Origin of the sequence: Aquabacter sp. L1I39 (assembly GCF_017742835.1) — a bacterium.
GTDB lineage: Bacteria > Pseudomonadota > Alphaproteobacteria > Rhizobiales > Xanthobacteraceae > L1I39.
Map to the genome: position 1 here is coordinate 4,679,939 of NZ_CP072392.1, position 13,543 is coordinate 4,693,481.

At 67.2% G+C, this 13,543-nt stretch carries 12 protein-coding genes and 1 tRNA gene; 9 read left to right on the forward strand and 4 right to left on the reverse strand.

Annotation, left to right across the window (positions count from 1 at the left end; translation table 11 throughout):
* Positions 1-2 precede the first annotated feature (2 nt).
* From trbE to J5J86_RS21265, 8 genes are read left to right on the forward strand one after another with little or no spacing between them, the layout of a single operon-like run.
* Positions 3-2,441, forward strand: a complete 2,439-nt coding sequence (trbE, locus tag J5J86_RS21230; RefSeq protein WP_209101885.1) for a conjugal transfer protein TrbE — start codon at positions 3-5, stop codon at positions 2,439-2,441.
* The gene (trbJ, locus tag J5J86_RS21235) at positions 2,438-3,190 is read left to right on the forward strand and encodes a P-type conjugative transfer protein TrbJ (protein ID WP_209101886.1); all 753 of its coding nucleotides are present in this window, start codon (positions 2,438-2,440) and stop codon (positions 3,188-3,190) included. The genes trbE and trbJ overlap by 4 nt, the downstream gene beginning before the upstream one ends.
* Before the next feature lie 12 nt (positions 3,191-3,202).
* Positions 3,203-3,472: a putative entry exclusion protein TrbK-alt gene (gene trbK-alt / locus J5J86_RS21240; protein WP_209101887.1), complete on the forward strand. Its 270-nt coding sequence runs from the start codon at positions 3,203-3,205 to the stop codon at positions 3,470-3,472.
* Between the two features lie 3 nt (positions 3,473-3,475).
* Entirely contained in the window at positions 3,476-4,705 is a 1,230-nt protein-coding gene (gene trbL, locus J5J86_RS21245; protein ID WP_209101888.1) for a P-type conjugative transfer protein TrbL, read from the forward strand.
* Positions 4,702-5,391 carry a conjugal transfer protein TrbF gene (gene trbF / locus J5J86_RS21250; protein WP_209101890.1) on the forward strand — a complete coding sequence of 230 codons (690 nt, stop codon included), beginning with the start codon at positions 4,702-4,704 and terminating at the stop codon, positions 5,389-5,391. Before trbL ends, trbF begins: the two co-directional genes overlap by 4 nt.
* Positions 5,388-6,371, forward strand: a complete 984-nt coding sequence (trbG, locus tag J5J86_RS21255; RefSeq protein WP_209101892.1) for a P-type conjugative transfer protein TrbG — start codon at positions 5,388-5,390, stop codon at positions 6,369-6,371. Before trbF ends, trbG begins: the two co-directional genes overlap by 4 nt.
* Complete coding sequence (locus tag J5J86_RS21260; RefSeq protein WP_209101895.1) at positions 6,368-7,549, forward strand: TrbI/VirB10 family protein; 1,182 nt, start codon at positions 6,368-6,370, stop codon at positions 7,547-7,549. Before trbG ends, J5J86_RS21260 begins: the two co-directional genes overlap by 4 nt.
* A gap of 2 nt (positions 7,550-7,551) precedes the next feature.
* Positions 7,552-7,824 (forward strand): DUF2274 domain-containing protein, encoded by a 273-nt coding sequence (locus tag J5J86_RS21265; RefSeq protein ID WP_209101897.1) that lies wholly within the window; start codon positions 7,552-7,554, stop codon positions 7,822-7,824.
* Here the strand turns inward: J5J86_RS21265 and J5J86_RS21270 are convergent.
* On the reverse strand, positions 7,784-8,701 hold the full coding sequence (locus tag J5J86_RS21270; protein WP_209101899.1) for a LysR family transcriptional regulator: 918 nt from the start codon (positions 8,699-8,701) through the stop codon (positions 7,784-7,786). The genes J5J86_RS21265 and J5J86_RS21270 overlap by 41 nt on opposite strands.
* Positions 8,702-8,984: 283 nt before the next feature.
* Positions 8,985-9,059: transfer RNA gene (locus J5J86_RS21275), tRNA-Gly, on the reverse strand.
* 988 nt (positions 9,060-10,047) lie between these two features.
* On the opposite strand from J5J86_RS21275, the gene J5J86_RS21280 reads away from it, so the two are divergent.
* Positions 10,048-10,644, forward strand: a complete 597-nt coding sequence (locus J5J86_RS21280) for a hypothetical protein (protein WP_209101901.1) — start codon at positions 10,048-10,050, stop codon at positions 10,642-10,644.
* Between the two features lie 44 nt (positions 10,645-10,688).
* Here the strand turns inward: J5J86_RS21280 and J5J86_RS21285 are convergent, their stop codons facing one another.
* Together J5J86_RS21285 and ctaD are read right to left on the reverse strand one after the other, a co-directional pair.
* Positions 10,689-11,012, reverse strand: coding sequence for a hypothetical protein (locus J5J86_RS21285; RefSeq protein WP_209101903.1), 324 nt, complete (start codon positions 11,010-11,012; stop codon positions 10,689-10,691).
* Complete coding sequence (gene ctaD, locus J5J86_RS21290) at positions 11,009-13,510, reverse strand: cytochrome c oxidase subunit I (protein ID WP_209105489.1); 2,502 nt, start codon at positions 13,508-13,510, stop codon at positions 11,009-11,011. The genes J5J86_RS21285 and ctaD overlap by 4 nt, the downstream gene beginning before the upstream one ends.
* Between the last annotated feature and the right edge of the window lie 33 nt (positions 13,511-13,543).

The following is a 13,543-nucleotide window of genomic DNA, read 5'->3' on the forward strand; positions in this document are numbered from 1 at the left end:
CGATGATGAGCCTCGCCGAGTATCGCAGCCGCAACCGTCGCCTTGCCGACTTCCTGCCCTGGGCAGCGCTGGTTGCGCCCGGCATCGTGCTGAACAAGGACGGCTCGTTTCAGCGAACCGCATCTTTTCGCGGGCCAGACCTGGACAGTGCTGTGCCCGCCGAACTCGTCGCGGTCGCCGGGCGACTGAACAACGCCTTTCGTCGCCTCGGCTCGGGATGGGCGATCTTCGTCGAGGCACAGCGCCATGCGGCCGCGACCTACCCGGCGAGCGCGTTCCCCGATGCCGCTTCCGCTCTGGTCGACGCCGAGCGACGCGCCGATTTCGAACAGGCCGGCAGCCATTTCGAGTCGAGCTATTTCCTGACCTTCACCTTCCTGCCGCCGGCGGAGGATGCGGCGCGCACTGAAGGCTGGCTCTATGAAGGGCGGGACACGGCGGGGCTTGATCCCCAGGAGACGTTGCGCGGCTTCGCCGACCGGACCGATCGGCTCCTCAACCTCATCGATGCCTTCATGCCGGAATGCCGCTGGCTCGATGATGGCGAGACGCTGACCTATCTGCACAGCTGCGTCTCGACGCACCGGCACCGCGTGCGCGTGCCGGAGACGCCGATCTACATCGATGCACTGCTCGCCGATCAGCCGCTCACCGGCGGGCTGGAGCCGCGCCTTGGTGATCAGCATCTGCGGGTGCTGACCATCACCGGCTTTCCGACGGTGACGACGCCCGGCCTGCTCGATGAGCTCAACCGGCTGGCCTTTCCCTATCGCTGGTCGACCCGGGCGACCCTGCTCGACAAGACGGATGCGGTGCGGCTGCTCGCCAAAATCCGGCGCCAGTGGTTCGCCAAGCGCAAATCCATCGCCGCCATCCTGAAGGAGGTGATGACCAACGAGGCATCCGTCCTCGTGGACTCGGATGCCGCGAACAAGGCTGAAGATGCCGATCTGGCGCTGCAGGAGCTCGGCGCGGACCATGCCGGCATCGCCTATGTCACCGCGACCGTGACGGTATGGGACGCCGATCCGCGAATCGCCGACGAGAAACTGCGGCGGGTCGAGAAGGTCATCCAGGGTCGCGACTTCACGGCGATGACCGAGACCATCAACGCCGTCGATGCCTGGCTCGGATCGTTGCCTGGTCATGTCTACGCCAATGTCCGCCAGCCGCCGATCTCGACGCTCAATCTCGCCCATATGATTCCGCTGTCAGCGGTGTGGGCCGGCGAGAGTGCCGACGCGCATTTTGATGCACCGCCGCTGCTATTCGGCAAGACAGAGGGCTCGACCCCGTTCCGGTTCTGCCTCCATGTCGGCGATGTCGGCCACACCCTCGTCGTCGGCCCGACCGGCGCCGGCAAATCCGTGCTGCTGGCGCTGATGGCGCTGCAGTTTCGGCGCTACGCCGGTGCGCAGGTGTTTGCCTTTGATTTCGGCGGTTCGATCCGGGCCGCGGCGCTTGCCATGGGCGGTGACTGGCATGATCTCGGTGGCGGGCTTAGCGAGGGGAGCGCGGAATCCGTTTCGCTTCAGCCGCTTGCGCGCATCGATGAGGCCACGGAACGCGCCTGGGCCGCAGACTGGCTCAATGCCATCCTCACCCGCGAAGGCGTCCCCATCACGCCGCCGGTGAAGGAACATATCTGGACGGCGTTGACCTCGCTCGCGTCGGCGCCGGTTGAGGAGCGCACGCTTACCGGACTCTGTGCCCTTCTGCCGTCCAACGACCTCAAACAGGCGCTGCGTCCCTACTGTCTGGGCGGCGCCTGGGGGCGGCTGCTGGATGCGGAGAGCGAGCATCTGGGCTCGGCCACCGTCCAGGCCTTCGAGACCGAAGGGCTGATTGGCACGGAGGCCGCGCCGGCGGTTCTGGCCTATCTGTTCCACCGCATCGAGGATCGGCTCGACGGATCTCCGACCCTCCTCATCATCGATGAAGGCTGGCTGGCGCTGGACGATGCGGGCTTCGCCGGCCAGTTGCGAGAATGGCTGAAGACGCTGCGCAAGAAGAACGCCAGCGTGATCTTCGCCACGCAGTCGCTCTCCGACATCGATGGCAGCGCCATTGCCGCGGCGATCATCGAGAGCTGCCCGACACGCCTTCTGCTTCCCAATGAGCGGGCCATCGAGCCGCAGATCACCGCCATCTACCGCCGCTTCGGCCTGAACGACCGACAGATCGAGATCCTCGCGCGGGCGACCCCGAAGCGCGACTACTATTGCCAGTCGCGGCGCGGCAACCGGCTGTTCGAGCTGGGCCTCTCAGAGGTCGCGCTGGCGCTGTGCGCGGCGTCCTCTAAGGCGGACCAGCAGGCCATCGGCAGGATCCTCGCCGAGCATGGCCGCGACGGCTTCCTGGACGCCTGGCTGCGTCATCGCGGCCTCGGCTGGGCCGCCGACCTCATTCCCAACCTCACCAATCTGGAGACGCAGCCATGACGCTGTTGCGTCCGCGCGCGCTCACCGTCGCCGTCGCGCTGCTGACCGCGCCGCTCGCCCTCGCACCCGTGCTGTCCCCGCCCGCGCAGGCCCTCACGGTCTATGACCCGTGGAACTACGCGCAGAACATGATGTCGGCGGCCCGCGCGCTGGAGCAGATCAACAATCAGATCACCTCGCTGCAGAATGAAGCGCAGATGTTGATCAACCAGGTGCGCAATCTCGCCAGCCTGCCGCATTCCTCGTTGCAGCAGATCCAGCAATCGGTCCAGCGCACCCAGCAATTGCTGGGACAGGCGCAGAGCATCGCTTTCGATGTCGGCCAGATCGACCAAGCCTTCCAGCAGCGCTATGGCAATATCCTGCTCTCGGCCTCCGACGCCGATCTCGTCGCCGGGGCGCGCGCGCGCTGGAAGACGACCGTCGGGGGCCTGCAGGATGCGCTGCGGGTGCAGGCTGGCGTCGTCGGCAATGTCGACGCCAACCGCGCGGAGATGGCGACGCTTGTCGGCCATAGCCAGGGTGCCACGGGCGCGCTTCAGGCCACGCAGGCCGGCAACCAGTTGCTCGCTTTGCAGTCGCAGCAGCTCTCCGACCTGATCGCAGTGATGTCCGCCAACGGACGCGCCACGGCGCTGTCCGAGGCGGAACGCGCGACCGCCGCCGAGCAGGGCCGTGAGCAGCGCCGGCGCTTCCTCACCCCGGGCGCCGGCTACCAGGCCGGCAATGCCCGCATGTTCAGCAACTGACGGGAGGCCGACATGGACGGAGTCCTGCTGGCCCGGCTCGGCGCGGTGATCTTTGTGGCCATCGCCGGTACGGCGGCGGTTCTGGAAATGAGCCGGGAGGAGAAGGTGGCGGAGCTGTCGCCAGTTCGGACCGTCGGGGCCGAGCGCGATGCGCTGCGCGATGAGCAGCGCCGCTGCCAGCAGATGGGAGAAGCGGCCGCGAAGGAGACCGCGTGCCTGAAGGTCTGGGCGCAGACGCGCGACCGATTTCTCGGCCGCCCCGCGACGACTGAAGGTCGCTGAGCCATGAACGGCACCGGCGTCATCGACAACTTTCTGGGTGTCTTCACCTCTTATATCGACAGCGGCTTCGGCCTCCTTGGCGGCGAGGTCGCCTTCATCGCCACCACGCTCATCGTCATCGATGTGACGCTGGCGGCGCTGTTCTGGTCGTGGGGCGCTGATGACGACATCATCGCCCGGCTGATCAAGAAGACCCTGTTCGTTGGCGTGTTCGCCTACATCATCGGCAACTGGAACACCCTCGCCCGCATCGTCTTCGAGAGCTTTGCCGGGCTCGGTCTCAAGGGCTCGGGCACGGCATTTTCCGTCAGCGACCTCATGCGTCCCGGCAAAGTGGCGCAGACCGGGCTGGATGCCGGTCGTCCCTTGCTCGAGTCCATCTCCGATCTGATGGGCTGGGTCGCCTTTTTCGAGAACTTCATCCAGATCGCCTGCCTGCTCTTTGCCTGGGCGCTGGTGCTGCTCTCCTTCTTCATCCTTGCCGTCCAGCTCTTCGTCACCCTGATCGAGTTCAAGCTGACGACGCTCGCCGGCTTTGTGCTGATCCCCTTCGGCCTGTTCGGCAAGACCGCCTTCATGGCCGAGCGGGTGCTGGGAAATGTCGTCTCCTCCGGCATCAAGGTCATGGTGCTTGCCGTCATCATCGGCATTGGCTCCACCCTGTTCGGCCAGTTCACCGCCGGCTTTGGCGGTCAGACGCCGACCGTCGATGACGCCATGGCCATCGTGCTGGCTGCCCTTTCGCTGCTTGGTCTCGGCATCTTCGGTCCCGGCATTGCAGCCGGCCTTGTCTCCGGTGGCCCGCAGCTGAGCGCGGGGGCCGCTGTCGGCACAGGCCTCGCCGCCGGTGGCGCCCTGATGGCAGCGGGCGGTGCCGCCAGCCTCGCCGTCCGGGGCGGCGGGGCTGCGCTCTCGGCGACGGCGGCTGCGGCGCGGGGCGGAGCGACAGCCTACAGCATCGGTGCGGCCGGACAGTCCGGCATGGCGGGTGTCGCCTCGGGACTGGGTGGCGTCGCGCGAGCCGCAGGCTCCGCCGCCGTCTCACCGCTCGCGAACGCCATCAACGGTACGGCCTCAGCCTCCTCCGCCAGTGAGGTGCCCGACTGGGCAAAGCGCATGAAGCGCGGCCAGTCGCTTCGCCACGGCGTCTCCGCCGCCGCCCATGCTGTGCGCTCCGGTGACAGCCATGCCGGCGGCTCTTCCGTCTCACTGTCTGAGAGCGACCGCTCATGAGCCTCTTCAAGCGACCCGCGACCCATTACGGCACCTCGCCCGAGCCGGTCACGCCCTATCAGAAGGCAGCACAGGTGTGGGACGAGCGCATCGGCTCGGCCCGTGTGCAGGCCAAGAACTGGCGGCTGATGGCCTTTGGCAGTTTGCTTCTCTCGGCCGGCTTTGCCTCAGCCCTGATCTGGCAATCGACAAGGGGCACCGTCGTGCCCTGGGTGGTCGAGGTGGATCGTCTTGGACAGACGCAGGCCGTAGGGCCTGCAACCGGCGATTATCGCCCGACCGATCCGCAGATTGCCTGGCATCTCGCCCGTTTCATCGAGCAGGTGCGCAGCCTGCCGGCCGATCCCGTCATCGTGCGGCAGAACTGGCTTCGGGCCTATGAGTTCACCACCGATCGCGGCGCCGCTGCGCTCAACGACTATGCCCGCGCCAACGATCCCTTCACGCGGGTCGGCAAGCAGCAGATCGCGGTCGAGGTCTCCAGCGTGATCCGAGCTTCGCCGGATTCCTTCCGTCTCGCCTGGATCGAGCGGCGCTATGAGAACGGCCAGCTTGCCGCCACCGAGCGCTGGAGCGCGATCCTGACGCTGGTGATCCAGCCGCCGCGCGATGCCGAGCGCCTGCGCACCAATCCGCCCGGCATCTATGTCAACGCCATCAGCTGGTCGCGGGAGATGAGCCAGTGAACACGTCTTTCCGTAAATCCACATCTCCGGCTTTCCACCGATCCGCCTTTGCGGTTCTCCTGCTCTCCGCAAGCGCGCTGGGCGGCTGCGCCTCGGCTCCGAAGCCGCCGCAGATCAGCTATGATAGTGACGTGCCGGCGCTGCCGGCCGTGCCAGCCGTTGTCACCGATGAGCGGCCTCGTCCGCTCCACACGCCGCCCGCCTGGACGCCGGCCAAGGGCGGCACGGACGCCAAAACGCCCGTCGCCCGTGTGGAGAATGCCAATGCCGCCGCGCGGGTCGAGCCGCGCCGCGAGGGCTACTACAACGCCATCCAGATCTATCCCTGGAGCGACGGTGCGCTCTATCAAGTCTATGCTGCGCCCGGCCAGATCACCAATATCGCCTTGGAGCCGGGCGAGAGCCTGACCGGCAGCGGACCGATCGCGGCGGGCGACACCGCGCGCTGGATCATCGGCGACACGGAGAGCGGCGAAGGGGTGAACCGGCGCGTGCATGTGCTGGTGAAGCCGACGCGGGCGGACATCTCCACCAACCTTGTCATCACTACCGACCGGCGCAGCTATATGATCGAGCTGCGTGCCGGCGAGAAGCCCTACATGCCGGCCGTCGCCTGGGCCTATCCGCAGGTTACGGGAGCGCAGCGACCCAGTGTTCCGGCGGCACCGGTCATCCCGAGCTTCGCGACCCGCAACTACCGCTATGCGCTCTCCGGAGACACGCCGCCCTGGCGGCCAATGGCCGTCTATGACGACGGGCGCAAGGTGTATGTCGAGTTCCCGCGCGGCGTCATTCAGGGCGAGATGCCACCGCTCTTCGTCATCGGCTCCGGCGGTGAGGCCCAGATCGTCAACAGCCGCATCCACCAGAACATCCTTATCGTCGATCGGCTGTTCGGCGCGGCCGAGCTGCGCCTCGGCGGCGGCGAGCGTCCGCAGAAGGTGCGGATCGAGCGCACGGACGGGAGGCCGGCATCATGAACAACTCCGACAATCATGACCTCGAGGCCGATCTCGGCGCTCCGGCCGTCGATCACGCCGCCGCCATGCGGCTGCGTCCCGAGCCGCCCCGCGTCACGCGTCTCTCGCGCAAGGTCCTCGCCGGTGTCAGTCTGGTCTTCAGCCTCGGCCTTGGCGGTGCCCTGATCTACGCGCTGCAGGGTCGCGACAAGGGCCCTGGCGGCGAGGAGCTCTATTCCACACAGAACCGCTCCGCCGCAGATGGTCTTGCCGGCCTGCCGCGCGATTACACCGGGCCGATCCTGGGTCCGCCGTTGCCCGGCGATCTCGGTCGGCCGATCCTTGAAGCACAAAACCGCGGCCAGCCCGTCGTGCCGCCGACAATGACAGCGCCACAGGCCGATCCCGAGCAGCAGCGGCGTCTCGCCGAACAGGAAGCCGCGCGCACCAGCCGTGTGTTCTTCCAGGCTGCGCAGGCTCGCGCGCCGTCGTCGTCAGTGACGGGTGCTTCCGGCTCCAGCGGCCTTGGCACTGCAGGGCCCGGTGGCGCGCCCTCACCCCAGGATCGCCAACTCACCTTCCTCAATGCCACTGTCGATCGACGTGTGGTCGCGTCCGATCGGGTCATGGCGCCGGCGTCACCCTATGTTCTGCAAGCCGGCGCCGTCATCCCGGCCGCGCTGATCACCGGCATCCGCTCCGACTTGCCCGGCCAGATCACCGCGCAGGTGACCGAGAACGTCTATGACAGCCCGACCGGCCGCATTCTGATCATCCCGCAAGGCACGCGGCTGCTCGGCCAGTACGACAATGGCGTCGGCTTCGGACAGCGCCGCATCCTGCTGGTCTGGAACCGGCTGATCTTCCCCAATGGCCGCTCCATCGTGCTGGAGCGCCAGCCCGGCACGGATGCGCAGGGCCATGCCGGCCTCGAGGACGGCGTCGACATGCATTGGTGGGACCTCGCCAAGGCGATCGGGCTATCGACGCTGCTCTCGGTCAGCACCGAACTGGCCATGGATGACCAGGACGAACTGATCCAGGCGCTCCAAAGCGGGGCGCAGGACACCATCAACGATGCCGGCCAGGAGATCATCCATCGGCAGTTGAACGTCGCACCCACCCTGACCATCCGGCCCGGCTTCCCGGTGCGGGTGATGGTCACCCGTGACCTCGTGCTCGAACCCTACAGGTACTGACCATGGCGAAGCTGAAACTCAGATCGATCACGAACGACAGGCCGGTGAAGGTGGCGCTGTCACTGCCTGGCGCGCTGCACCGCGATCTTGTCGCCTATGCCGAGGTGCTCGCGCGGGAAACTGGTCAGCCCGCTCCGGATCCCGTGAAGCTTATCGCGCCAATGCTGGAGCGCTTCATCGCCACCGATCGCGAGTTTGCCAAGGCGCGCCGCGAGGCTGGCGGCGCTGCGAGCATCAGTGCGCCGCTGCCCGCTGCTGGGTCATCTTCCGTGTGAGGCTGAGCAAGGTGCGTACTGCCGGGTTATCGTTGCGAGTCGAGTAAATCACGGAGAACGGGATCGCCTCGCCGGCGAGAGGGCGGAACACCACCTCCGGCAGACCGATGACCGTTTCCGACTCAAGCACCGGCACGATTCCGCGTCCCGTGGCGACCAGACCGAGAAGGCTATAGCGCGCGACCTGCTGCGTGCTGATGCGCGGCGAGATGTCGAGTTCCCGGAATTTGCGTTCGAGGAAGCCGCGCACCTCATTGCCGGAGCCTTCGGTGCGGACAAGAAAGGTCTCATCCACGAGATCGCGCCAGGACAGCACATCCCTTTGGACCAGGGGATGAAGCCGCGGCAGCGCGAACAGGAGCGGTTCGCTCCACGAGGAAATCGCATCGCAGTCCGGCCAGCTTTGCCGGCCCAGCACGAATGCAGCGTCGAGATCAAACCGCCGTATCGCGGCCGCGTGACTCTCCGCAGGCGCTTCGACAAAGTCGATGTGAACACCCGCATAGCGGCTGTCATAGGTCTGGAACAGGTCGCGCAGAAAGCCGGAGGACAGGTTCGAGAACAGCCCAACTTTAAGGTGGCCTTCCTCGGCCCGCCCGAGCGCAGCCGCTTCCACCGTCGCCTCGCGGATTTGATCGAGCGCTTGGCGGGTGCGGTTCAAAAAGCGCTGCCCCGCCAGAGTGAGGTTCACCCCACTTGAGTGCCGGATGAACAGCGAGACGCCAATCTCGTCCTCCAGGTCACGCACGCTCCGGCTGATCGACGATTCCTTGACCTCAAGAGCCACCCCGGCCTTGCGGAAGCTTCCGTGCTCGGCGGCCGTAACGAAGTAGCGCAGGTGGCGCAACTCGATCGAGGTGGAAAACGGCGCAGCCATTCGGGCTCCGGCGTGTTGAGTAGCTTCTGGATATTGATACTCAAAGTTGCGGCTACGTCGAGAGTTGCAGACGGGCTTTGCATCGCGGCCGTTCCGGGCGCCGCCACGCGCAGCGCAGCGGTGCAGCGCCGCCGCTTAGAAAGCTGCCGAACGCACGCCATGGCATCCGGGAATTTTCTTCCGGGAGCATAGATTCTGCTCAGAATGTCGCGTTCGAGGGCGAATCTAAGCAGAAAACGCCCCGAAGGGCGTTTGCTAACTATCAGATTTTATTGGGAAAATTTGGAGCGGGCGAAGGGATTCGAACCCTCGACCCCAACCTTGGCAAGGTTGTGCTCTACCCCTGAGCTACACCCGCATCCATCTGCCGACCCGATGTCTCGGCCAGCGGTGCGTTCGTATGCCAAATGCTGGCGGGGATTGCAACTCCCCTCTTCTCGATTTGTCCGGGCGGGAGCGCCGTCATGTGGATGACACCACCACGATCCGAATTTTATATATGAATATCATACACTTACGGCGTCATCACTTTTCCACAGGCAGAAATGGGAGGCGACAGGGATACGGCTGCCCCTCCCTCTTGCGGGTTCCGGCGCGCAGAATCGCCCCACGCGGAGCGGGAGCGAACCTGGGGCAGTGCAGAGAGTTTAGAGAATTTTATCCTAGACCATATTCCTATTTCGCCAGACCTCTGTTATGTTTGTCTCACCTGGCACCAAGGAGGGGCGCGTCCGGAGCGGCCTGACGGGTGGTGTTGGGGGCGGGTGTCCGACGGGACGGGGAATAACGCACCTCGCGCCCGTTAGCAGAGGAGGCTGAAGGCCCAGGCGCACCGATCCGGTTCTGGTTCGGCCGGTGCTGATGGGAGAACCTGTTGCCCACGCGGCGCAGGGCCGAGGCCACAAATCCCCGCGCGGGAGCGGACGGAGCCGATCGTGCCGATGTTGCAGTGCGGCTTCGAGCGGTTGAATTTCTCTTTGGCCATCGTTCTCTCTCAATGGTGGTCGGTGGCGCGCCGCGAAGGCGAAAAAAGCCGCCGTGGGATAGGAGGTTTCCTTGAAGTCTGCAAGGGGCCGTGTTGCAGGGGCGCAAGCGTGACGCCCCCCGGGGGCGGCGGGAGACCGGACGGCATCGGTGAATTGTGGCGGAAAGCGGGCCGGAAACATGAGCTTACACTCAGTCGGCTCAGCGTCGCGCACGGCCACGGGAGCGACCAAAAATCGCCGCGGTCACCGCCCAGAACAGGCTTTGAAGCGTGGCGTCCGGCCGCGCATGCCCTGCCCGGCGGTAATGGTGCCGTAAGGCTGCGGTGACATGATGGACCTGGCTCAACAGGAGCGACCGCCGTGCCCGATCTGTTCCCTCGCCACTTCCTGCGTCCGCGGACCCTGACCGCGCGCATCGCCGGCCTCGCGCTCGCCGGATGCGCGGTGGCGGCGTTCGGGGCGGGTGTCCTGCCGCGCCTCCTGCCCGCCCGCGACGCGGCGCCCCACCCTTGGGCCAGCAGCAGCCCCGCGCCGGCCGAGCCGGGCCTGTTTGAATTCCCCTCCCCTGCCCCGGCCGCCCCCGCGGCGCTTGCCGCGGCGCCCGCGCCCGAGCCGGTGCCGCGCCCCTCGCTGCCGGTGCCGAACGTAAAGGCCGTGGCGGTCCGCTCCACCTTGCCGACGCCGCCCGCCCTGCCCGCGGGGGTCGAGCGCTTCGACGCCTGCAATCCGGCCTGCGACAGCCGCGATCCCGCCACCCGAACCGCCGCCCCCGTGGTGAATGCAGCGGCCCCGGCCACCAGCGCCGGCACGACGGCGAGCCTGCGCCCGCCCCAGCCGCTCTCCCATCAGCCGCCGCCCGAGCCCAACCTCCTGGACCGCACGGTGGATGCCACACGCACCGCGCTCGCCTCGGTGACCGACCAGGTGAAGAACGTCATCCGCCTGCCCACCTGGTAGCCTCGCGCGCTTCGACCAGTTTGCGTCAATCCTCGGATCGGGCTCTAGCAGGTGGAGGCCACCAGCACCGGCGCCAGCGTGAAGGCCGTCGCCCCGAGACCGATCCAGAGCCCGAGGCGGGGCAGTGCCGCTTCCGACCCGAGATGCGCCTTCACCCGCGCCAGCAAGGCGAGGCACGCTGCCAGCGTTGCCAGCCCCACCAGCAGGATGACGGCGCGGTCCAGGCTCACGGGGCCGATGGCGATCGCAGGCCAGCCCAGGGCGCAGCCAAGGCCGTGAAGGCCATAAGAGGCTGAGAAGGCGACCGCCCACAGGGTGGGCCCGGCGATCAGCCAGCCGAGCCAGGCCGGTCCCGGCCGCCGGCTCACGGGACACCTGCCTGAGCGAACAGCGCCGCCGCGCCAATTGCGGCCACGACCAGCGTGAAGCCCTGCCAGATGCTCCAGGCGCGCACCGCGCCAGCGGCCGGCATCCCGCGCCAGGCCGTCTCCAGCGCGAAGGCGCTGAAGAGCAGCGCAACGGCCACATGAAGCCCGGCATAGGCCAAGATGGCCATGCGCACCGCATCCGCCGCGTGGCGGGTGGGGTCGGGCAGGAGCACAAGGGCGATTCCCCCGAGCACGACGAGCGCTCCGCCATTGGCGGCCACCGCTCCAGCGAGGAGGCCGGTCACAGGCCGGCCGGCCGGCGTGCGGCTGAGGCCGCGGGCGCTGGCGGCGGCCAGGGCCAGCAGGCCCAGCACGGCCGCAACGCCCATAGGCAGGGGCATGCCCTCCAAAGGCCAGGGCGGCGGTGTGCCGGGCGTCACGACCCCGAGATAGGCAAGGCCGAACAGCAGCGAGGCGTAGAAGACCCCGTCGGCGAACAGCAGGGCGAGCAGGCCGCTCTGGGTCAAGGTCGGCCCATGGCCCGGCACGAAGGGCAAGTGCAGATCTGGGGCCACGTCCACCCCCTCAAGGCCGGGCAGCGGGGCGGGCGCCCGGCGCGCCCAGATCCAGATGAGGCCCGCCACGGGAATGAGCGCCAACGGCGCCAGCGCATACTGGCCGAACAGCATCAAGAGCACGAAGGCACAGATGGCGAGCGCCAGCAGGAGCGGGAGCCGCGTGTTGAAGGGCAGGATCGCCACATGCTCCGGCTGCGCCGTGCCCACGGAGGTGACGAGGATCTCGCGCAGGCCGCGCGGCGCCCCGGGTAGCATCCCCTCCCCGCGCGCCAGCGGCAGGGCCGCGCCCTCCGCCCGCGCCTGCAGATGAGGTCCGGGAAGGGAAGCGAAATTGTAGTTGGGCGGCGGCAGGGCCAGCGCCCAGTCCAACGTGGGCGCGCCCCATGGATTGCGCCGGCTGCGCTTGCCCAGCCCCGCCTGAAGGGCGACATCGATCAGGAATGTCGCGAAGCCGATGGCCATGACGAAGCCGAAGAAGGACGAGGCGAGGTTGAGGAGCACCCATTCGGGATTGCCGGCATAGGAGGGAATGCGGCGCGGCATGCCCATCAGGCCGGTCAGGTGCATCAGGAAGAACGTACCGTGGAAGCCCACCAGGATCAGGACGAAGGCTGCCTCGCCCAGGCCCTTGATGCGGGTGCGCCCGCTCATCATGGGCATCCACCACGTCACCCCCGCCAGCATGGGAAAGACGAAGCCGCCGATCAGCACATAATGCAGATGCGCCGTCACGAAGGCGGTGTCGTGCACCTGCCAGTTGAACGGCACCACCGCCAGCATCACCCCCGTGAGCCCGCCCATGACGAAGGTCAGGAAGAAGCCCAGCACATAGAGCATGGGCAGCTTCAGCTGTGGCCGCCCCCGCCACAATGTGCCGATCCAGGAGAAGACCTGCACGGCGGTGGGCACCGCCACCAGCATGGAGGCGGCGGAGAAGAAGGCGAGCGCCAGATGGGGAATGCCCACCGCGAACATGTGGTGCACCCACAGCCCGAAGCTCAAGAAAACCATGCCCAAAATGGCCGCGACGATGGCGCCATAGCCGACGATGGTGGTGCGCGAAAGCACCGGGATGATGGTGGAAAGCACCCCCGCCGCCGGCAGGAAGATGATGTAGACCTCCGGGTGCCCGAACAGCCAGAACAGGTGCTGCCACAAAAGCGGATCCCCGCCCCGCGTCGGATCGAAGAAGGGCCAGCCGAAGGCGCGTTCCAGTTCCAGCAGCACCGAGCCGAGGATGAGCGGGGGAAAGCCCGCCAGCATCATGGCCGCCGTGCCCAGCATGTACCAGGCAAAGAGCGGCATCTGGGTCAGCTTCATGCCCGGGGCCCGCAGGCGCAGGATGGAGACCATCAGCTCGATGGCGGCCGAAAGGGCGGAAATCTCGACGAAGGTCACCCCCAGCAGCCACACATCCGCATTGATTCCCGGCGCATAGGCGCGGCCGGAGAGGGGCGTGTACATGAACCACCCCTCCGCCGGCGCCACCCCCGCCAGCAGCGCGGCGATGAGGATGGTGCCGCCGAGGAGATAGCACCAATAGCCGAGCGCCGAGAGGCGGGGAAAGGCGAGGTCCCGCGTGCCCAGCATCTTCGGCAAGAGGAACATGGCCAGCCCCTCCAGCAACGGGATGGCGAACAGGAACATCATGATGCTGCCGTGCATCGTGAAGATCTGGTTGTAGAGCCCGTTGTCGAGGAAGGCGCCGTGCGGGGTGGCCAGTTGCGCCCGGATCAGCATGGCCAGCAACCCGCCAATGCCGAAGAAGACGAAGGCGGTGGCCATGAAGCGCAGGCCGAGCGTGGCATGGCTGAGGCTGGTGACCTGGCCCATGAGGCCGGGATCGTTGCGCCAGACGGCATCGAGCTGCCGGTGAAGGGCGAGCGCCCGGCGGCGGGGATTGGCGCCGTGCGGAACCATCTCGGACGGCTGGGGCGAAGGGGGCGGCGAAGG

Bases quoted from the DNA above. Each gene is read 5' to 3' on its own strand.
- trbE (WP_209101885.1), top strand. From the start codon at position 3: ATGATGAGCCTCGCCGAGTATCGCAGCCGCAACCGTCGCCTTGCCGAC.
- trbJ (WP_209101886.1), top strand. From the start codon at position 2,438: ATGACGCTGTTGCGTCCGCGCGCGCTCACCGTCGCCGTCGCGCTGCTG.
- trbK-alt (WP_209101887.1), top strand. From the start codon at position 3,203: ATGGACGGAGTCCTGCTGGCCCGGCTCGGCGCGGTGATCTTTGTGGCC.
- trbL (WP_209101888.1), top strand. From the start codon at position 3,476: ATGAACGGCACCGGCGTCATCGACAACTTTCTGGGTGTCTTCACCTCT.
- trbF (WP_209101890.1), top strand. From the start codon at position 4,702: ATGAGCCTCTTCAAGCGACCCGCGACCCATTACGGCACCTCGCCCGAG.
- J5J86_RS21260 (WP_209101895.1), top strand. From the start codon at position 6,368: ATGAACAACTCCGACAATCATGACCTCGAGGCCGATCTCGGCGCTCCG.
- J5J86_RS21265 (WP_209101897.1), top strand. From the start codon at position 7,552: ATGGCGAAGCTGAAACTCAGATCGATCACGAACGACAGGCCGGTGAAG.
- J5J86_RS21270 (WP_209101899.1), bottom strand. From the start codon at position 8,701: ATGGCTGCGCCGTTTTCCACCTCGATCGAGTTGCGCCACCTGCGCTAC.
- ctaD (WP_209105489.1), bottom strand. From the start codon at position 13,510: ATGGTTCCGCACGGCGCCAATCCCCGCCGCCGGGCGCTCGCCCTTCAC.